This window comes from Vibrio sp. S9_S30, assembly GCF_014694455.1.
Classification (GTDB): Bacteria; Pseudomonadota; Gammaproteobacteria; order Enterobacterales; family Vibrionaceae; genus Vibrio.
The window spans coordinates 1-21811 of record NZ_JAAUWT010000034.1 but is presented as its reverse complement, the minus strand read 5'-3'; the positions used below and the strand labels follow the sequence as shown (position 1 = coordinate 21811).

Here is a 21811-nt window from a genome sequence, read left to right as displayed (position 1 = left end):
AGTGTGTGATTATTACACTATTCTTATTGCATCGAATAGAACAGCACTCAGATTTGAATTTGTGGCAGTTCAATCATGGTTATGTAATTGATAGAAGTCGGTTTTTCTTAAAGTGACTGTCCCTGAGGGATCCCAAGTAAGGGAACTATATAATAAAATAACACCAAAAATCACTTCAATTAAAAGCGATTTCAGAAGAAAAATACTTCAAAGAACACTAGATGAATTATTGGATTATTATGAGTAATTAAATAATGGGTACGCACACTTTTAGAAAAGGTTTAAAGTGTCTTCTTGTCGCTCATAACAAGTTCTACCCGTATCGATAAGATTCGTCTGACAAGCGTATAGACTGCAAAATATCTGATTTTTTTTCGTTGACAATGCTAGTCAACCACAATTTCGATTTACTAATTCCCCATCAACACATTAGACTAGAAAATAATGTTTTCTTAAAGCGACTGTCCTTTTTCCATTATTATAATAAGAAAATCCATCTTATTGACTAAATACCAAGAGAATTAAAGGGACATATATGGACGCTTCCCTGACATCAAGGTAAATAAATCCTGTTGTCTCGCATAGCACCTCCAAAACAGGTTGAGGACGGTAACACTTGTTTCGCTGGAGCAGTATCCACCTCAATCGTGCCAAGCAGACAAGCATATGCCGCGCCCTGCAAGACCGAGTGTGAATACGTTTATTAAGACAAACCGTATTTTTTTAGGTAACCAATAAATGCATCATACAAAAAAACATTCGTCTCCAAGCGCTCCAATCGGTTAGTCCTTAGATCCTGATACCCTTCTTTACCTTTGGATAAGTAACTTGTCGTTACTATCTTGTATTCCTGTTCGTCTATAAGATCGGTTTCTTTATGCCCTTTATCGGCCTTACAACCAAAGTTCATGGGATAACTATTTTCCAAGGTATAACCAATAGCAAGGTTATATAGATAAGGGTAACTACCGGTTTTAGAACTACAGGAATACGCATTGACCAGTGATGAAAACAGCGCGTTTTTTAAGAATTTTCCTTTTAATGTTAAGACGTCAAGCGTAATAGAAAACGGCAGAACTTTACCAGAAATATCGCCTGACGTTATGACTCCGGGTTCCAATCCTGCACGTACTGCACCTGCATTAATAATGGCAAAGTCGGCGGTAATGTTGAGTTGATCACTCACGTAAACCAACATGGCTTTGGCTATCAAAGTAGCCAGTTCGCTACCCACGCCATTCGATGGAATGCGGGTGTGAAGAATGTGCTTGTAGCTCGTTGCCAGTTCATCTTCCGAGTAGTGCGTTAATTCTGGCAAAAACCTATTCTGTAATGTGCCCGCGATTTCTTGATCTTCATAGACCAATGCAACATTTGTTTGATTGCTCAGAAACAAAAGGATGTCGTCTGTTAACTTCTCAGAAAAATTATTGAGCTTTGATACTGAGTCGATATCAATCAGCAGTTTATTTGAACCCGTGACGTTGAAGGCTTTATCGAGAGGATCTGAGTGTACGATTAATTCCCCGATAAACTGGCTGTTGCACCCCGCTTGCAGTATGCATGTAGATCCAACCTGATATGGATAAGGACCTGAGCTTTCAATCCCTAAGTTTGTAAAGTCTCCTAAAAGGGTGTGACTGTGACCACCAATGATAAAATCGATTTCCGGTACAGCATGCGCTAGTTCAACATCGCGTTCAAACCCTAAATGGCTCAATAAAACAATGGGAGCAGAAGTGACCTGCCTTACCCTCCTTACGGCGCGTTCTACAGTCACAACAGGATCGTGAAACTTTAACCCAGGAGAAGGGGCTGCAATATCATGCATGGCGTCTGTTGTAACACCGATAACTGCAATACTGATCCCTTTCTTGCTAACTAACCTAAATGGAGGTGTCTCGTCTTTATTCCCGATGCATATGAGTGAGGATGTGTCATGCTTATTGAGTGGTGTACCAGAGGTAGGCAGTTCCATATTGGAACAAATAATCGGGAAATTAATATTACTTATATAGTCTGATAAATAGTCATCTCCAGTATCAAATTCATGATTTCCTATCACCATTGCGTCCAGCTCTAGCTGACTAGCAAGGCATGAATTAACTTTACCTTTAAAATAACTAAATTCCAATGTCCCTTCAAAACAGTCGCCAGCATGGAAGAAAAAACGTGTTTCGTTAATAGAGTAGCCTGTAACGTAACTCTTGAGTAAAGCGTACCCACCTGCGAGAACTTTGACGCTCAAAATATCATCATCAATGGCTAGGTTCAGATCTAATTCTTGACTTTGGAAGTGGGAGTGAGTGTCGTTGATATGGTGTAGCGTAAATGTCTTCATTTTAACCTAAGTAATACAAGCTAAATTCTAGTTTATAAAAAATCGAGATGGTAACGATCAAAGATTTTAAAAAAACCTATAGATAACTTGTTATAGCATAACATGACTTAAGAACAGAAAAGTGCCAAGTTCCCCTATAAAAAACTGGTTATTTATTACACTATAAATTTACGAAAGTTATAACGTTAACCATATCTTCAATACTATTAAAAAAGTGTAAAAGCATTGTGAATCTTTATTTTAAACCGTATGGAGAACCTATATAATAATATAAATATTCTTCTTATCAAATTATTCAGAGAGGATCCAGAATAATTATATTCGTAACAATTTGTTATATCAACAATTAATATAAGTCGAACTAAAGTATTTACATAAAAAATAGCAAATAAAAAATTTGAAGTGAGTCTAAAAACAATAAGATTAATGTGGGAATTTTTTCATATAAAGTCAGAATATAGAAAATAATTAATTGAAGTAAATGTTTACAATATTATAATTGCATAGTTATTCTTAAGTCATGCATCATTAGATTAATAAATACATTAATAAATGCTTAATATCGTACTTAAATACGTAGTATCTATTATATAGGTACTATGAGTGTGATTATTATAAGGAATAGATTATTTTGAACAATTTCATATTTGAATTAATAGACGTCAGAAAATTAAAGCCCCATGAACATGTAGACCCATTAAATGTCAAGTCTGTATATGATTCGATTGTTAGAACAGGTGCATGGTTAGAGCCAATTATTATAGATAGAGAAACAAATACCATTATGGATGGTCACCATCGCTATGAGGCAGCAAGGAAGTTAAATCTGGATAAAATACCTTGCTATACAGCATGTTACTCAAGTAATGACATATCGATTGTAAGTTGGAAAACAGGGGAAGCAATAAATCATATCGATATATTAGAAGCGGCTGAATCTGGGAAATTGCTGCCTATAAAATCTACACGACATTTAATTTGCACACATTTACCATCGAGCAAGCTAAATTTAGACAGCCTTATTTAAAGCAAGACTTCTATTTATACCAAGTCAAGAAAAGAAAACATTCAAAGCTTTACGGTAACTTAGACAATGTTAGATATTATTCAATATCAAATTCTATAGAAGGTTATGATTGGGATTGTTGCATTGAACTATTTATAGGATTTGGGACTGGAGATTCTGTATCACACAGTATTATTGAAAATAGTTTAACGTCTGAGATCGTCTATGTTGTTTATGCAGAAGGTCAAGATGTTTAGAAACCAGTTTGCTCTAGTAAGGTCACCATTGTACCTGAAACAACCTTCAGCATTGGAGAACAATACTTAGCTCTGGGTATAAATAAATCAAATGTAAAAATATTCATTTCTATTCGATGAATAAAAGTCTTGGTGGCTATTCATTAGTTTCTATGATTACTAGTATTAGCCATGCTAATAATCATAGATAACTTATCTTTCATTAAATAAAGTAAATAATTTAAAGAAAAGATAGGAAACGCCACATATAAATACAAAAAATAGCAATATATCCACATATATGGTTCTCAACATATGGTTGATGACATCAAGAATTTAGTAAGAAAACTTGGTGTTGATGAAAAATGTTTAATTGGTGATATGGTTTAAGGGGTTGACATGCTTTCAGATAATTACATAGGTAGAATCACGTCAGATAGTCGTGAAATATATGTAAATGGTGAGTTAATAGATGATGTAAGTAAAGAGCCTACATTTATTGGTGCGATCGAAATGATCAAATCCTATTACAATGCTCAGGAAGAGCATCAAGATGTTCACACATTTATAGACGAACACGGAAATAGATGCGCAATGAGTCTAATGTTTCCGAAAACATTGGATGATCTTAAACGCAAACGGGAATGCTACAAATCCATATCTGAGCTCTCATACGGGATGCTGGGAAGAACGCCCGACTTTATTAACTCCGCAATTGTTGCATTGGCATCCAATGCTCATATTCTTGGCCAAGACACACGAGCCAATTATGCGAAAAATGCCGCAGATTATTATGAATACTGTAAGTCCAATAATCTTTTTATTGGTCATGCAGCCATTAATCCTCAGATCGATCGAAGTAAGAACATCGGTGCCATCGACAACCAATATGCGGGGGTTAGAGTAGTAAGTGAGAACGAAAATGGGATTGTTGTATCTGGTGCAAAAATGATCGTCACGCTAGGTCCAATTGTTGACGAACTACTCGTTTTCAATATGCCTGGGTTAAAAGAGGGTGACGAAGAATACGCAGTGGCATTTAGCCTGCCAGTGGGGCTAAAGGGTGTAAAGCAAATCTGCAGAAAGCCGCTTAACCATCCAGGTTACAGCCAATTTGACCATCCGATTGCCTCTCTTTTTGATGAAATAGATGTTTATTTAGTTCTTGATAATGTCGAAATACCTTGGGATCGAGTTTTAGTTTATAAAAACGTCGAGAAATCCAATGCCTTTTACGATAAATCGTTTGCGCGAAACCATACAGGTCATCAGGGTATTGTTAGAGGCCTAACAAAAGCGGAATTAGTGACTGGCACTGCCATTAAACTTGCCGAAAATATGGGGTTGGCTCAGTTCCCTAATGTACAGGAAAAGCTTGGTGAAATGACGACAAGCCTTGAGCTGGTCAAGGGAGCCATTCTGCTGACTGAACATTCGGCGACAAAAGATAGCAACGGAGTTCTTACTCCTAATATCACCACTATCCAAGCATTACGCTATCACTTCCCTAAGTGGTATCAATCGATGACGCAAGCTATACAGTCTTTTGCTGCTGGGTCAATGCTTGCTGTACCACACAAAGACGACTTTCAAGGGGACAACGCCTCCATATTGATAGAGGCGCTCGATAGCCCCCAAATCAGTGCAAAAGAGCGCTCTGTACTGTTGAACTTGGCTTGGGATTTAAGTGGTGATGCATTTGGTCAGCGACAATTAAGCTATGAGTTCTACCATGCTGGTGATCCAATGAGGATTGCAGGAATGCACTACAAAGCCTATGACATCAACACACCCGACAAACTGACCAATGAGATTATTAGTGGAGCGCTAGCTTGAAATGTTCCTGCTTAGTGGCTGTTCGCGATGAGGAAGTCTTACTCATCCAGCCTAAAAATAAGCCGTGCTGGTACTTTCCTGGAGGAAAAAATGAAATAGGGGAAAGTGAGCTGGATACACTCATTCGTGAAATCGATGAAGAAATTGACATCAGACTTAATAGAGATCGGTTGGATCAGCGGCTCGCTTTGAAAGTCCCGAATCATGATAGTTCCAGTCATTTTACGATGTCTGTTTTTACTACAACAGAACGCCTTATCGAACCTAAAGCCAAAAGCGAGATAAGGCAACTCAAGTGGTTTCCTGTTCGCAGCTTAATCTCACAAGAACACGAGATAGCACCAGCCGTTACAATTATTATGAGAGAGTTAGGTTATGATCTATAACCATATTCAATTAAAGAAGCAAATGATCGACAACGATATCGATATTGTTGTCGCTTCCACAAAAGAAAATATTAATTATTTTACTGGTTATAATCCAGTTGTAAAAACGCTCAACCCTTATTACGGCGAGTCGTATGTCGTTATTTTTAAAGATAGCACTGAGAAGATTTCGGTGGTTGTGCCTGTAGCCGAAGTTGATCAGGTACAAGATTGTAAATCGAATTTACTTGAAGTAAGGACGTTTGGAACATTCTATCGAGAACATTGTGGTGCAGAATTATCCGACGAAGAACTTGAGTTAAAAGATTACTCAAATACTGAGTTATCCTTTGAAACTGCTGCCTCTGCATTGCTTTCTTTACTAGAGACTTATCGTGGTGGAAAACATTTAAACATAGCGATTGATGAAGATGCGACTCCCCAAAAAACACGTCAATTACTTGCATCAAATGAAAATTTCACAGTAGAACCTTTGGCCAGTCTCATAAGGAAAGTAAGAGTTTTTAAAACAGAGTATGAAATAGAAATGCTCTCTGAGTCTGCCAAGATTAATGAACGTGCCATTGACTCTGTATTGCAGAATCTTGAAGAAGGCATGTCTGAAGAGGACATTCGCGTTATTTTCGAGATTGAACTCGTCAAACACGGGGCGAAGCCGGCTTTGACTATGGTCAAAATTGGTAGAGCCGCTGTCGGCGGTCAACGAACTCAAAAGAATCATATAAAACTCAAAGCCGGTGATCTTATCTGGTTTGATTCAGATGCCTGTTATCAGGGGTTTTGGTCCGATATTGCCCGAGTCTATCCTTATAAAGAAGTAACCGATCGAGCGGAACAAATATATTCTGGCCTACAAAAATCAATGCAAAGTGCGGTTGAATTAATTCGCCCGGGGATGAAGGCTTCGGATGTATTCCACTTGATGATGGAGGTCGCTCAAAAAAATGGAGTTCCGCACTATAGACGACACCATGTCGGACATGGAATAGGACATGAACCATACGAGATGCCAATTCTACAGCCTAAAGACGATACTGTGATTGAAGTTGGCATGGTGCTCTCTATAGAAACGCCATATTACGAGCTCGGTTTTGGGGCTCTTCATATTGAAGATCCAATTTACATTGGTGAACACGAAAACAGGCTACTGACTAGTCGCCCTATCCCCTGTCTAAGAGTCGTTAAATAAATGATTACAACAATTTGTAATAATATATCCGAAACAATTGGCAACACACCTATTGTAAAAATAAACCACCCACTCATTCCTGACGGGAAGAAGCTATTTGTCAAATTAGAGCAATTTAACCCTAATCTAAGTATCAAAGACAGAACGGCTTTAGGGTTAATTCATGAGGCATTTAAATCAGGAAGGCTTAAAAAAGGGGGGACTGTTATCGAATCCACTTCCGGCAACCTAGGTAAATCTCTCGCAATGCTTGGGGCGAGTATGGGCTTTAACGTTGTCATCGTGGTCGATCCTAAGGTCAGTTCGTCGGCATTGAATTGGTTTAAAGCGTTTGGAGCAACCGTCATTCTGGTGACAGAGAAGGATTCAAACGGCGGATATCAATCAACAAGAATAGAGAAAGTTAAAGAGTATCTTTTAAAGAAACCAGATACATACTGGCCCAATCAATATGAAAATTCGGATAATCCAACATACCATTACAATACAACCTCCAAGGAAGTAGCGAGTATGAATGTTGACCTGATCTCAGGCGCAATTAGTACTGGCGGTCATATGAGTGGGATTGCGAATGGAGTTAAACAATTAAACGATACAATATTGACAGTTGCCTGTGATGTTGTGGGTTCGGCCATATTAAATAAAAAATTTAAACCCTATTTAGTCAACGGTGCGGGCTTATCTTGGCGCTCAAGTAATCTTGACGAAACAAATATAGATTTCACAGAAAACATCTCAGACGAAGAAGCCTTCACAATTTGTCATGAAATGGCTAAAAGTAACGGAATACTACTTGGTGGTTCTTCAGGTTTGAGCATTATGGGCGCATTAATTGGATTACAACTAGATTATGTGAATTCTGCAATGGCTATTTGCCCAGATACTGGAGTGAATTACCTCGATCAGTTTTACGATGAAAACTGGTTGGAAGAAAATAATGTGAACATATTAAGTTCAGAAATATTACACGATCGAATCTCGACCTACGCATATCATTGGAGTAACAAAGAATGAATTTAGAAATTTTGGGCTACATAGCCGCAACATTAACAACTGTCAGTTTTCTTCCTCAAGTGTTGCATACAATAAAAATTAGGGATACTTCGAGTATTTCCCTTGGCATGTATTCTTTATTCTTAATCGGAACTCTATGCTGGCTAAGTTATGGTGTATTTCTCGAATCAATACCAATGATCATCGCCAATACTTTAACAGTCATACTCTCCTCCATCATATTCGCGATGAAGGTAATTGATGTGATAAATCAAAAGAAGGTGGAGGGCTCAAGTGCTTCATAAAACTCTCCGTCTTTTGCCTCCAGAGGTAGCCCATGATATCGCGATTCAAGGGTTAAAATATTATCCTAAGAGACGCGTTTATGAGTCTAGCGAGGTAGATTTTTCCAATAACGTATTAGGCCTTCATTTTAAACATCCTATAGGGTTAGCGGCTGGATTTGACAAAAATGGCAAAGCCATACAAGGGCTTGGTAACATCGGGTTTAGTCACATTGAGGTTGGGTCAGTCACACCTGAACCTCAACCTGGAAATCCAAAGCCTAGACTTTTTCGCTTAAGTGAGGAAAAAGCGATTATAAATAGATATGGCTTTAACTCTGACGGGGCAGAAAAAGTCTTATCTCGATTAAAAAAAGCCAAGTCTTGCTGTGTGACCGCGATAAATTTGGGAGTGAACAAATCGAATTTCAACTATGTAGAGGGGTTTCTTCGAGGTATAGAAGTATTTAATCAGGAAGCCGACTATATTACGCTGAATATTTCTTCTCCAAATACAGATGGTCTTAGAAACTTACATTCGCCTCAAGAGCTACATCCCATTATTAGTCGTATTAGAGACTTTCAGCATGATTGCAAATGCATAAAGCCTATTGTTGTCAAAATTTCACCAGACAACGACTTAGCCTTGGAATTGGAGCTATTAGACTACTTATCTGAATCCAATATAGATGGTGTTATTGTCAGTAATACCACGGTAGATCGAACAATGCTTCCGACTAAATACTCAGAAGTTATTGGCGGTCTGTCTGGCTCACCATTGAAAAGAAAATCATATGAATTTTTGTCACGAGTATCGAAAGTGTTGTACGGCAAAAAAGTCATTATTGCATCTGGAGGTATAGAAAGCGGTGAAGATGCCTATATGCGCTTAAAATTGGGTGCTGATTTGTTACAAGTTTACACCAGCTTCATTTATCAAGGTCCAAATGTGATTAATAATATCCTTCAGAGTTTGGAAGAAAAAATGATAGCAGAAGGATATTACTCAATAAAAGATATAAAAAGGGAGTTAAGTAATGTCTAAACATATTTCTATAGAGTTTGCCCAATACTTAATAGAACAAGATATTGCTGTCTTTGGCGATTTTACACTTAAATCGGGTCGTAAGAGCCCATATTTTTTTAATTTTGGAAAGCTTGACAATACAAAATCACTGCAAGCCGTAAGCGATTTTTATGCCAGAAAAATTGTGGATTCCGAAGTGGATTATGATGTTGTATTTGGTCCCGCGTATAAGGGGATCCCCCTTGCTATAGGGGTCGCAAATTCTATTCAAGCCATAACAGGGAATACGGTAGAGTTTTGTTTTAACAGAAAAAAAGAAAAAACATATGGTGATGGCGGTTCCTTCGTTGGAGCCAACTTAACCGGCAAAAAAGTCCTTATCGTTGATGATGTGGTGACATCAGGTATTACCGTCAAGGACAGTATTACTTTGGTCGAGCAGGCAGGAGGAAAGGTTTCTGGCTTTGTTGTCGCAGTAGATAGGCAAGAAACAGGGGCAGACACTGGAATCTCGGCGGCACAATATTGTAAAGAACACTTTTCCTGCCCATTAATCTCGATTTCATCTGTTACCGATATAATTTGTAGTCTTTCTAAAAGTTCAGAGAATATTTTAATCGTTAATGAAATGAAAGGTTACCTAGATAAATATGGGGTGGTCAATCAACATATTCTAAGCCGCTAATTTAATATTTTTCGAATTCTAATATTTTTTCGAATCCCTTGTTTGATAATTAAGTCGCTGCTTGCCATTTTTCGCAGCGACTCTTTTATTTTTGTTTTTACAAATAACTCAAGTAACGCAAACAACTGGGGACACATTTTAAAAAGCCTTCATCTTGCTGGAGCGTTACATACTAAGACAAGTTCGCGATTTTATTGAAACCGCGCCCTTATTTACAACGTGTGTGCTCCCCTTCCTCATTTCTTATTGCATTCACCTCACGATGAATAATTGAATGCTTACTACATGGAAATTCATCACCTCGTGATGTTGATCCAGGCATTTTTTCGCTATTCGAGCAACAAATTGCCCAACAAAAAGCAATTACTTGCTCAACCACACCTTACCACCCTAATAAGTTATTGATTTTAAAGTATTTATTATTTGGCACGGCGGTTGCTTTATTCAATACGTCGATTGACAACTGAACAAGCGAATTACGCACACGTCTATTTGTTATTAATAGATTAATTAAAACGGGGTTATTGCTGAATTAGGCACAGCCCAAGTCAAAAGAGAATTGAATATGCCAACTCCATGTTATATCTCCATTGAAGGTGAAACACAGGGGCTTATTACTGCTGGCGCACTGTCTACCGATTCTATCGGTGATGCGTTTGTTGAAGGTCATGAAGACCAAATGCTGGTCCAAGAATTTAACCACAACGTAACGGTCCCTACGGATCCTCAGTCGGGTCAGCCATCGGGACAACGTGTTCATAAACCATTTCAGTTCACTGTTGCCCTGAACAAAGCGGTTCCGTTGTTGTACAACGCATTGGCATCGGGCGAGAAAATGAAATCGGTTGAATTGAAATGGTACCGTACATCCATCGAAGGAAAGCAAGAGAACTTCTTCACTACCTCTCTTGAGAGCGCTTCTATCGTAGATATCCACTGCGAGATGCCACACTGCCAAGATCCAACCAATTCTGATTTTACTCAGAACGTTACCGTGTCTCTGTCTTACCGTAAGATCAACTGGGACCACATAAACGCAGGTACATCGGGTACGGACGACTGGCGTAAACCGGTCGAAGCATAATCAAGCAATCGACCAACACTGTATTTGCGCTAATGATTTGCTCCCCATCTCGTTGGTGCACTCCCCATACGGAATAGGTTGTTCGCATGATAGCAAAGTCACACTGTGTGGCTTTGCATTTTCTTTCTCTGCACCTTTAATGCAGATATTTAATCAGTTCGATCGCTAAACGGAATGACTGCATGGGCAAATTAAGCTTCTCTCTGAATGTCGAAGGCTTAGCTCCAAATACTTTGATTGTACGCGAATATCAAGGACAGGAGTCTCTTTCAAACGAGGGTCAATGCCACGGTTTTAGATACGAGATTAAGCTTGCTAGCCGTTCTATGGACATTCAGCCAGATCAGGTTATCGACAAAGATGCTTGGCTCACCATCACTCAAAATGGTGAAGTAACACAAACCGTTCACGGTATTGTCCGTGCTTTTTATAAAGGCGATACGGGTCGTCAACATACCTTCTATACGCTCACATTAGTCCCAGCCATAGAGCGTTTGTCCCTACGTCAAAACAGCCGAATTTTTCAACATCAGAGTGTGCCGGATATTTTGTCGGTGTTGTTTCAGGAAATGGGCATCAACGATTATGCTTTTTCCCTAAAACGATCCTGTCAGCCAAGAGAGTTTTGCGTGCAATACCGCGAAACCGACCTTGAGTTTATGCACCGTTTGGCGGCAGAAGAAGGCTTGGTGTACCGATTTACACACGAAGTAGGCAAGCACACCGTCGTCTTTAGTGACGATAGCCAAACCTACGACGCCCTACCGCTTCCAGTAACGTATAACGCATTGGCGGGGGGACAAATCGATACCCCTTATGTTTTCGGGCTCACAGAAAGAGTCCGTTCAGACGCGACCAACGTGACGTTTCAAGAATACAGTTTTAAGAAACCCACCTATTCGTTCAAACAAGAAAAACTGGGTAACGATCTGGCCTATCAACGCGATGGGTACGAACATTACGATGCGCCAGCCCGCTACAAAGACGATGAAAGCGGCCAAGCCTTCAGTCAATACCGTTTGGAATACCTTCGCCGAGCCGCCCACACGGCGCGTGGGAAAAGTAACCATGCCGGCTTGCAAGCGGGTGTGAAATTTACGCTCACCGATCACCTAGATCCTAAATGCAACCGAGCTTGGATTGTGGTCAAGGTCACGCATTCGGGTTCGCAGCCCCAAGCATTAGAAGAAGAAGGCGGCAGTGGCGCCACTACTTACAGCAACCAATTCACCGTGATCCCTGCTAATAGGCAGTGGCGTGCCACCCCCTCACCAAAACCACACGTCGATGGACCCATGATGGCTCTGGTTGTCGGCCCCGAAGGTGAAGAAATATTTTGTGATGAACATGGTCGTGTGAAAGTGCATTTCCCTTGGGATCGCTATTCAAACGGAGATGAACACAGCTCTTGCTGGGTGCGAGTGTCCCAAGAATGGGCAGGCAGCCAATTTGGTACAATGGCCATCCCACGAATCGGTCACGAGGTGATTGTCTCTTTTTTGAATGGCGACCATGACCAGCCGATCATCACGGGGCGAACTTACCACGCCATCAATACGCCTCCTTATGCTTTGCCTGACAACAAAACCAAAACGGTGATTCGTACAGAAACGCACCAAGGCGAAGGGTTCAACGAATTTAGCTTTGACGATCAAGCCGACAACGAAAAAATCTACTTGCATGCCCAAAAAGATTTGGAGCGAGACGTTCAAAACAACAGCCTAAGCCACATACGGCACGACGAGCACACAACGGTCGACAACGATCAATTCACCCACATCAAAAACGCTCGCCATTTAGCCGTAGGCGGAGAAAGCCGCACCAAAATCGCCGCCGATCAATCATTGGTGGTAGACGGCTCTATTCACCAAAAGGCCGGCAGTAACTGGGCAAGCGAAGCCGCGACGGAAATTCACCTAAAATCCGGCGTAAAAATTGTGCTGGAGGCAGGCAGCGAACTCACATTAAAAGTCGGTGGCAATTTTGTGAAGGTGGATCCCGCAGGCGTGCACGTGGTTGGGTCAAAAATCAATCTCAATTCAGGCGGCAGCGCGGGCAGCGGAAGCGGATTTGGTGGGCAAGGTGCCAAGTTGCCTTTGACGTTAGAAGGGTTGGCTGCGCCAGTGGTGCAAGCGTTTTCTCCTTCTGTCGCTTCTCTACAAAGCCTGGTTCCTGCAACCCCAGTACTCATGCAGCGAATCCAAAGTGACAACACGTCGGATATGGCAATCACCGAGATCTGCCAAAGGCAACCCGATGGTTCGTGTCCGTTAACAAACTGCCCTTGCCGGAAGTGAGCTATATGTCGGACTTGATTACCATGTCGGAAGCAAACAATACGAAGGTACGCTCCACTCTGCTGGATCCGAACCAGAACGATTTGAAGCACTACATCATTGCATCTTATAGCGCTTCAACTGCTCAAGCGTTGTATGAGCTTGCCGAGACGGCTGAAATAGAACCTCTTTATGCCGAAAGCGTGCTTGAGGAGTTCTTGTCCATTAGCCCAGTGGTCGCTAGGTGTGACATAAAAAGCAAGCTATTTAGGCGACTGACAGAGGGAACGCCCTCAGATTTTGATTGGTCTTGGATTCTTGTGTCTGTTCCAACATCATTGTCATTCAAGCATCTTCTTCGTCAATTAAGAACTGGTCTCACGATCTCTTTTGATGGAGCGAGAAGGGGCGTCTTTCACTTTTACAACTCACGAATTGCGCACTATTTCTTTGGTCAATCCAACCCAATGGATACCCAAGCTTGGCTTGGCATCATCAAGCAGGTTACTTGGATTTCGCCATCGTACTCTCCAAACAGCGGTTCTGTCTGTTTTTTCGAAAACTCAGCAGAAGGCACGGAAGTTAACAGCTCGAAAGCAAACACACAAAAAGTACTTTCCCCCTCTCAGCAAATCGCTCTTGAACGCCTTTATGACGACAAAATTATTGGTGAGTATTTGTCTAAACAATCTATAACTCATTGTAATGAAAAACAATGGATGCGGTATCGAACGCTTTACATGCACTCTGAAAATCTTGGGCTTACCCCCCCAAATGACATCCACAGATTCTTTCAACTATGCGACCAATATGGCGCATCCCCTGAAGATATAGAAAGTGTGATGCATTTAGAAACACTGGATCTGGATTCCAAATTTCACGCTCTTGAACAAAAAATGATTGAGGACAAGCACTATGTCGGTGAATAAGCTCAGCTCAAAACCAGCCTGTGAGTCGAAGAAAGTATTCGTCGAAGTCAGCGGTATTCAGCACAATCCTGAGCAATCGATCATGTTCTACGATGAAACCGATCAGATCCGACAGGAATGGTTAGAGCAGCAAATCGAAACGGACTCGCTTGACAATACAACAATCAACAGTTGGGATTGGTCGGCACAACAAGCCCCTATTAATGCTTGGTTGGCGGTGTCGAAGGAAAATGGCCAAATAACCCTACCGTTATACCCAAACATACAGCCAAGCGAGAGACAATCTGGCGAGCAACATTACTTACTTCATTCCATCGTTCCACTCACACTGCTGCCTACGTTTGATGAAAATTTAGATTACAAGGATCGAATAGCCCCCGTCCGTAACGGGTACCTCTATGTTTTCTACAACCATAAAGCGTGGCGAGAAATTGAAGTTCGTACGCAAGAAGATGGCTCCATTAAGTTCCGAGACGTCGATCTGTATAAGTACCGAGAAGCTACCGATCAACCTTTCAAAATCGAAGAGAGAGAACCTGAAGGCTTACCCATTAGCGATATTTGGGTACCAGCAAAAGCGAATGGAAGAGGAGCAAGAATTCATTTTGCCTATTCTGAAGTTCAATGGAGTGCGCAGTATTTAAATTACCTAGAATCCAATGAATACGATCGCTCAAAGCGTCTGGTCGCCTTTCATAGGCTAAATGTGAAAGACCATATTGACGTTCTTAATGCCAATACGTTGCCCGAGATGAGAGCTCGCCAGCCTGAGATTGAACTTTTCTGTGCAGAACCTAGGTACCTAAACCATGACCTATCTGGTCAGTGGCTTAATAACCAATACCAAGAAATAAAAAGCAAATTCAAAACCATTGCTGCTGATGGGAAAAGTGCGTTAGATGCCCTCAGGTACAATGAAACTTACCAATACGAATACGGAATGAAGCACGCGGCTCTAGAGGCGATTGTTTCACCAGAAAGTGCCAGCGAAGACGCATGGAAGACTGACGCACTTCAAGATTGTTTGGCTGACGCACGCGAGCGCAAGCTCCGAGCCATTGTTCTAGATGACCCTTTGTTTGACCTGAGGCACAACGCCTTTACGGTGATGTATGGCATTGGTTATTTGCAGCAAGTCTATACGGATATGTCTAAACAAGAGTATTTCCAATGCGCTGAGCTGGTTCAACGATTTGTTTTGCCAAAAAAATTTGGCGAGCAAGAGAACCCATTCTACGAACATAAAGACGAGTTCGATACGTATTGGGGAGGGCGATTCCATCGCACAATGAGAACCATTGAACGGCAGATCTGTGTGCGAGATGTAAAAAAAATTCAGGAAGCCGTAGAACTAAAAATGAACGACACACGCACCGCACAAGTGCTTCGCGACATCAGTTCACTTAATGGAGTCAATGCTTCTGCGGCTCATGTCATTGCGGGGTATGGCTTAACCGCATTAAGCATGGATATCGACAACCTTGATTCGATGACGATTCCAGAGGATAAAAAGCCTGTGAGCTTCATGCCGACGGTAAGACATATCCTCAAAAGCGGCAGCCCTCACCCGCTCCATAAAATTTTATTCCCATCGACGGAGCTGGTTTCGTTGGAAGATAAATACACGCCGCCAGAGCCATTCAATTCAGGAACGGGATTCGCGACTCCTGAATCCCTCGCGCAGTGGGAAAGTGAACACTTTATCATCGAGGATGACGCACTCAAGGTCATGGACTTAGCATTCATGGCTAAGGCAAATGACAATTCCGAAGGTCCTTTCGCTACGGCACGCCGAATTTCAAACACAGCCGATGGCATTTTACGAGGCTACTTCGACGCAGTACTTGCGTTATCTAAAAGTATTAGTGAACACGCTAAAGTGCTGGAGTTCAATTCAGCTTATGCACCCGTTCTCGCATTGTTAAAGTCCACAAATTCAAAACTGTGGGGCGAGATGACCTATGTACCTGTTGGGGGTGCTGAATTAAAAGGCGCAGTGGTTGGCGTGCATGGCCACGGGTTGAGTTACGGCGTGTTGGATGTAGAACGCAAGCATATACAAAGTAAGAAAAATAAAACCCCTATGGGGCGTTTGTTCGATAAAAATGGAAAACTGATCGCCTCTACTGGGAAAAAGGCGTTTCATTCGAACGATGTGATATCCGGGACCAAAAGTGTTGGTGAAAAGCTCCCCCTTAAAGTGGTAGTGGTACCGGAAGGTTCCGAAGTCGCCGAGGCTTTAAATAGGGAAGCCACACAAAGAACATTGCAAGACATTGGCAAAAAAGGGGAGACAGGAAGTAAAATCTATGAAGCACTGAAAGTCCCATACCTTATCACGGTGATTGAAACGATAAATTTGATCAATAATTTGCAACACTTTAAAAACATGATTGATAAGAAGAATGGCTTGCACTCTATCGCTAATGCGTTTAGCGCTACTTTAGATTTAGGTGTCGCGCTGGCGCACTCGGCAAACTTTTACACATCTAATGCGTCTTCCTTTGCCATCAATAGCGCTAAGACTTTTGTACGTTTTCCACCGAGCCTTGTTGCCCGCTTTACCTTTCAAAACGGTACAACGACCTTAGTCAGTAATATTAGCCGGTTAGGGACCATTGGGATTTTTGGGGGACTTTTGACTGCAGGCATAGCTGCTTGGGACAGCTACCGCCTCTTCGAATCAAACGATACCGATGCGGGTTTGGCAATGGGGATGGTTGCAATGGGCACGCTGGTCACCACCCTAGCAACAGGGTTATTTACCTCGTCTGCCACTTTTCTGGGCCTTGGTCCCATAGCTTGGATAGGGGTGGGGATAGCCGTGCTCGGGTTCGTGCTTTACACCATTTTTAAGGATGCACCGATTGAAGTATGGTTAAAAAACGGTCCTTTTGGTAAAGACCCATCAAAAAAATACAAGCATTTGCAAGATCCAAAAACCGCATTTAACCGATTTATTGGGTTAATGTTCAATATTTCGATCAAATCGTACGCAATTGAAAAGCAAACGGAATTACCCGCCTCCATTACCGAGGAAGTGAAAGCATTAGGGGCGACACACGTGATATGGGTGAACACCAATCTCGCGTCTCTGTTCAATAAGGAAAAATTGAGGATAGAGTTTTTTGCGAGGCAGGGAATCTGGCGGAAAACGAAAGAGACCAGCCGTAGGGGGATTTCTTACTCCGCCAAACTTTCGGAGGCGCGCTCAAACAACTTAAGGGTGCTAAAAACAGTAAATACGTTTGACGGGTATGCCTTTTTTGTAAAACATGATCTTCCTTTAAAAAGTACAAGCTTTGAAACCGACATGTTTAAGAGTAGAGCTTATACTCACACTTATTTTAAAGCATTTAGCATTCGCGTCCGGCTTAGAGCAAACGATACGATTTACCCTGGGCCGGAGTTGGATGAAACGTTTGATAACTCAAAAGTCAGTAGCACTCCAAAGTTTAATAAAAAGGACGAGGATTGGCTCAGGGGGGTTGCCATTGTGCGACCATAAAAACCGAAACCGATAGAGAAAACGCAATAAATGACAAATTCCATTTATAACTCAAAGAGTTACACCAAGCAGAAACCCAACACTCACACGTCTTTTTTTTCCAAAGGGCAGCCGTTGGGCTTTTCCAAAGCCAGCTCGGTGGTTTCGGTCTCGTGCATCGAAAACTTAAAGCCTTCAGATTTTCGTGAAATGGAGAAAGACACCTCAAGAGGCATGTTTTGGGATGAGAAAGCCCTGCGGCAAGAGTCCTTATCGATGTGGTCACAGCTCTATTTCTTTTTAGTAGCAATGGCTAAAGTTGGACTTTATGTTGCGGTTCCTCTTGTGACTTTATTTTCTACTCTCCCATTTTTTAATCCCGATATACCAATCACTGTCGATTTATTTATCTACTCAGCTATAAACGTCTCATATTTCTTTGTCCCCTCTGCGGTTATTTACTTTCATTTTGTACTGGTTTCTAGGGGGTACTTGTTCTTAGCCCCGTTTCTTAAGAGCAAACGGTCTTTTGATTTGAGCCGCGAAACTGGCATGGTCACACTCTATAAAAAAGGCAACAAAGTTCGCTTCACCCACCCATTCATTGAATTTGACTGCGTTTTGATGTCTGCTCCTTCTCACCAAGGACATTTAAGTTACAGCCTGTTTTTGGTGCATCGTTATATGGGTTACTCGTTTGGCGTACCCATCGGAACCTTGATAGGGCCAAATCAACCTGTTGGCGAGTACTATCGCCTATGGAACATGATTCAACGCTATATGGACGTGAGCAAACCAATACCCGACATCATGATCCTTGAACCAGCGAGGCCAAAAGACCCGGTTACCGCAGCGCATGACGAACAAACAAGCAGAAAGCCAAGGTACTGGCGTGATATGACGGATGAAGAGTTTGAGGAAACGCTATCCAAATTAAGAACAGAGCAACGCGAGCTACCTACAACAGGACCAAGTATTGATATTTTTGAGTAGCACTAGGTGCGGCATATATGAATGATAAATTCCATTTATAACTCCGAGAGTTACACCAAGCAGAAACCCAACACTCACACGTCTTTTTTTTCCAAAGAGCAACCGTTGGGCTTTTCCAAAGCCAGCTCGGTGGTTTCGGTCTCGTGCATCGAAAACTTAAAGCCTTCAGATTTTAGGGAGATGGAGAAAGACACCTCAAGAGGCATGTTTTGGGATGAGAAAGCACTACGGCAAGAATCTTTGTCCGCTTGGTCACAGCTCTATTTTTTTCTGGCCACAATCGCTAAGGGCTTTCTTTATTTTGTGGTTCCTCTTGTAACTTTATTTTCTACTCTCCCATTTTTTAACCCTGACATTCCAATTACTATCGAATTGTTTATTGAGACAATTGTTATCGTCTCTTACTACTTTGTCCCCTCTGCGGTTATTTACTTTCATTTTGTACTGGTTTCTAGGGGGTACTTGTTCTTAGCACCGTTTCTTAAGAGCAAACGGTCTTTTGATCTGAGCCGCGAAACTGGCATGGTCACACTGTATAAAAAAGGCAACAAAGTTCGCTTCACCCATCCATTCATTGAATTTGACTGCGTATTGATGTCTTCCCCTTCTCACCAAGGACATTTAAGTTACAGCCTGTTTTTGGTGCATCGTTATATGGGTTACTCGTTTGGCGTCCCCATTGGAACCTTGATAGGACCAAATCAACCTGTTGGCGAGTACTATCGCCTATGGAATATGATTCAACGCTATATGGACGTGAGCCAACCGATACCAGACATCATGATCCTTGAACCTGCGAGGCCAAAAGATCCGGTTACCGCAGCGCATGACGAACAAACCGGCAGAAAGCCAAGGTACTGGCGAGATATGACGGATGAGGAGTTTGAGGTAACGCTTTCGGAATTAAGAACCAAGCAACGCGAGCTACCTACAACAGGACCAAGTATTGATATTTTTGAGTAGCACTAGATGCGGCATATATGAATGATAAATTCCATTTATAACTCCGAGAGTTACACCAAGCAGAAACCCAACACTCACACGTCTTTTTTTTCCAAAGGGCAACCGTTGGGCTTTTCCAAAGCCAGCTCGGTGGTTTCGGTCTCGTGCATCGAAAACTTAAAGCCTTCAGATTTTCGTGAAATGGAGAAAGATACCTCAAAAAGTATGTTTTGGAATGAACGTGCCCTGCAGCAAGAATCGTTATCCGCTTGGTCGCAGCTCTATTTTTTTTTGGTCACAATAGCCAAGGGGTTTCTTTATGTTGTAGTTCCGATAATGGTTCTTGCTTCATCTCTCCCATTTTTTAATCCCGATACTCCAATTACTGCAGATTTACTTGTTGCAATAATTACTAGCATCTCATATTTCTTTGTCCCCTCTGCGGTTGTTTATTTGCACTTTATACTGGTTTCTCGAGGGTATTTGTTCTTAGCGCCGTTTCTTAAGAGTAAACGGTCTTTTGATCTGAGCCGTAAAACTGGCATGGTCACGCTGTATAAAAAAGGCAACAAAGTTCGCTTTACCCACCCATTCATTGAATTTGACTGCGTATTGATGTCTGCCCCTTCTCATCAAGGACACTTAAGCTACAGCTTGTTTTTGGTGCATCGCTATATGGGTTACTCGTTTGGCGTACCCATTGGAACCTTGATAGGACCAAATCAACCTGTTGGCGAGTACTATCGCCTATGGAACATGATTCAACGCTATATGGACGTGAGCCAACCGATACCAGACATCATGATCCTTGAACCTGCGAGGCCAAAAGATCCGGTTACCGCAGCGCATGACGAACAAACCGGCAGAAAGCCAAGGTACTGGCGAGATATGACGGATGAGGAGTTTGAGGTAACGCTTTCGGAATTAAGAACCAAGCAACGCGGACTCCCAACAACAGGGTTAAGCATTGATATTTTTGAGTAGCTTTAACGGCAGCGTATAAATGACAAATGCTATTTATCACTCTGAGCGCTACACCAAGCAGAAACCCAGCACTCACACGTCTTTTTTTCTAAAGGGCAACCGTTGGGTTTTTCCAAAGCCAGCTATCAAGGGATGAATAGCGTAAGCCACCGAAAATAGTTTGTGACACCGATCCAGGCACATTCTCGCTACCCAAGCAATTATTCGCTCATACACAAGCAATTATTTGCTTTGCACTCTAGCAAGATCCACACAACTCTCTGTTTTATATAAACATTCCATTCTGGCATACCCCTTGCTCTGTAGTGGGGTGTGTCTGGTGCCACGCCGCACTCAGATACGACTCAATAACCAAACAATAACGTTTTTATTCGCTAAGGGGACAGCCCCTGTTTATGAGGATTGACTATGCCGACTCCATGTTACATCTCTATCGAAGGCGAGACTCAGGGGCTTATCACCGCTGGCGCGCTTTCTACCGACTCTATTGGTGATGCCTTTGTTGAAGGGCACGAAGACCAAATGCTGGTGCAAGAATTCAACCACAACGTCACCGTGCCAACCGACCCGCAGTCTGGTCAACCTTCTGGTCAACGTGTTCATAAGCCGTTCCAGTTTACCGTGGCGCTGAACAAAGCCGTACCTCTACTGTACAACGCGCTCGCGTCTGGCGAAAAGATGAGCAAAGTTGAACTGAAATGGTATCGCACCTCCATTGAAGGTAAGCAAGAGAACTTCTTTACCACAGTGTTGGAAAGCGCTTCGATTGTGGACATTCACTGTGAAATGCCCCACTGCCAAGACCCAACTAAGTCAGACTTTACACAGAACGTGACCGTTTCTATGTCGTACCGCAAGATCAATTGGGATCACGTTAACGCGGGCACATCAGGAACCGACGATTGGCGTAAGCCGGTTGAAGCGTAATTCAACCCATACCTTTCAAGCAAAGCCACCCAACGGGGCTTTGCTTTTTCTCGTTGAACGAACTTTGGCTTAACGGATTGACTGCATGGGCACCTTAAACTTCTCATTGGATGTCGAAGGACTGGCTTCGGATACCTTGATTGTGCGCGAGTATCAGGGGCTAGAATCCCTCTCGGATTTTCAAGGCTGTCATGGCTTTCGCTATC

At 42.0% G+C, this 21811-nt stretch carries 17 protein-coding genes; 16 read left to right on the top strand and 1 reads right to left on the bottom strand.

Annotation, left to right across the window (positions count from 1 at the left end; genetic code table 11):
• Positions 1-703 precede the first annotated feature (703 nt).
• Positions 704-2341, bottom strand: coding sequence for a bifunctional metallophosphatase/5'-nucleotidase (locus HC752_RS22740; RefSeq protein WP_190337488.1), 1638 nt, complete (start codon positions 2339-2341; stop codon positions 704-706).
• Positions 2342-2972: 631 nt separating this feature from the next.
• Here HC752_RS22740 and HC752_RS22735 point away from each other — a divergent pair.
• The 16 genes from HC752_RS22735 (at position 2973) to HC752_RS22660 (ending at position 21605) form a co-directional block, all read left to right on the top strand.
• Positions 2973-3368: a ParB N-terminal domain-containing protein gene (locus HC752_RS22735; RefSeq protein WP_190337487.1), complete on the top strand. Its 396-nt coding sequence runs from the start codon at positions 2973-2975 to the stop codon at positions 3366-3368.
• A gap of 614 nt (positions 3369-3982) precedes the next feature.
• Positions 3983-5419 (top strand): 4-hydroxyphenylacetate 3-hydroxylase family protein, encoded by a 1437-nt coding sequence (locus HC752_RS22730; protein ID WP_190337486.1) that lies wholly within the window; start codon positions 3983-3985, stop codon positions 5417-5419.
• Positions 5416-5805: an NUDIX domain-containing protein gene (locus HC752_RS22725; protein WP_190337485.1), complete on the top strand. Its 390-nt coding sequence runs from the start codon at positions 5416-5418 to the stop codon at positions 5803-5805. Before HC752_RS22730 ends, HC752_RS22725 begins: the two co-directional genes overlap by 4 nt.
• The gene (locus tag HC752_RS22720; RefSeq protein ID WP_190337484.1) at positions 5795-6994 is read left to right on the top strand and encodes a M24 family metallopeptidase; all 1200 of its coding nucleotides are present in this window, start codon (positions 5795-5797) and stop codon (positions 6992-6994) included. The genes HC752_RS22725 and HC752_RS22720 overlap by 11 nt, the downstream gene beginning before the upstream one ends.
• Positions 6995-8008, top strand: a complete 1014-nt coding sequence (locus HC752_RS22715; RefSeq protein ID WP_190337483.1) for a pyridoxal-phosphate dependent enzyme — start codon at positions 6995-6997, stop codon at positions 8006-8008.
• Positions 8005-8292 carry a SemiSWEET transporter gene (locus HC752_RS22710; RefSeq protein ID WP_190337482.1) on the top strand — a complete coding sequence of 96 codons (288 nt, stop codon included), beginning with the start codon at positions 8005-8007 and terminating at the stop codon, positions 8290-8292. The genes HC752_RS22715 and HC752_RS22710 overlap by 4 nt, the downstream gene beginning before the upstream one ends.
• Positions 8282-9316, top strand: a complete 1035-nt coding sequence (gene pyrD / locus HC752_RS22705; RefSeq protein ID WP_190337481.1) for a dihydroorotate dehydrogenase (quinone) — start codon at positions 8282-8284, stop codon at positions 9314-9316. Before HC752_RS22710 ends, pyrD begins: the two co-directional genes overlap by 11 nt.
• The gene (gene pyrE, locus HC752_RS22700; protein ID WP_190337480.1) at positions 9309-9983 is read left to right on the top strand and encodes an orotate phosphoribosyltransferase; all 675 of its coding nucleotides are present in this window, start codon (positions 9309-9311) and stop codon (positions 9981-9983) included. The genes pyrD and pyrE overlap by 8 nt, the downstream gene beginning before the upstream one ends.
• Positions 9984-10548: 565 nt before the next feature.
• On the top strand, positions 10549-11067 hold the full coding sequence (locus HC752_RS22695) for an Hcp family type VI secretion system effector (protein ID WP_190337479.1): 519 nt from the start codon (positions 10549-10551) through the stop codon (positions 11065-11067).
• A 182-nt stretch (positions 11068-11249) separates the two neighbouring features.
• Positions 11250-13364: a type VI secretion system Vgr family protein gene (locus HC752_RS22690; protein WP_190337478.1), complete on the top strand. Its 2115-nt coding sequence runs from the start codon at positions 11250-11252 to the stop codon at positions 13362-13364.
• A gap of 5 nt (positions 13365-13369) precedes the next feature.
• Positions 13370-14272, top strand: coding sequence for a DUF4123 domain-containing protein (locus HC752_RS22685; protein ID WP_190337477.1), 903 nt, complete (start codon positions 13370-13372; stop codon positions 14270-14272).
• Entirely contained in the window at positions 14259-17780 is a 3522-nt protein-coding gene (locus tag HC752_RS22680; RefSeq protein WP_190337476.1) for a toxin VasX, read from the top strand. The genes HC752_RS22685 and HC752_RS22680 overlap by 14 nt, the downstream gene beginning before the upstream one ends.
• Positions 17781-17810: 30 nt before the next feature.
• Positions 17811-18752: a hypothetical protein gene (locus HC752_RS22675; protein WP_190337475.1), complete on the top strand. Its 942-nt coding sequence runs from the start codon at positions 17811-17813 to the stop codon at positions 18750-18752.
• A 21-nt stretch (positions 18753-18773) separates the two neighbouring features.
• Positions 18774-19715, top strand: coding sequence for a hypothetical protein (locus HC752_RS22670; RefSeq protein ID WP_190337474.1), 942 nt, complete (start codon positions 18774-18776; stop codon positions 19713-19715).
• A gap of 21 nt (positions 19716-19736) precedes the next feature.
• Positions 19737-20678 carry a hypothetical protein gene (locus tag HC752_RS22665; RefSeq protein WP_190337473.1) on the top strand — a complete coding sequence of 314 codons (942 nt, stop codon included), beginning with the start codon at positions 19737-19739 and terminating at the stop codon, positions 20676-20678.
• 408 nt (positions 20679-21086) lie between these two features.
• Complete coding sequence (locus tag HC752_RS22660; RefSeq protein WP_190337472.1) at positions 21087-21605, top strand: Hcp family type VI secretion system effector; 519 nt, start codon at positions 21087-21089, stop codon at positions 21603-21605.
• Positions 21606-21811: the final 206 nt, after the last annotated feature.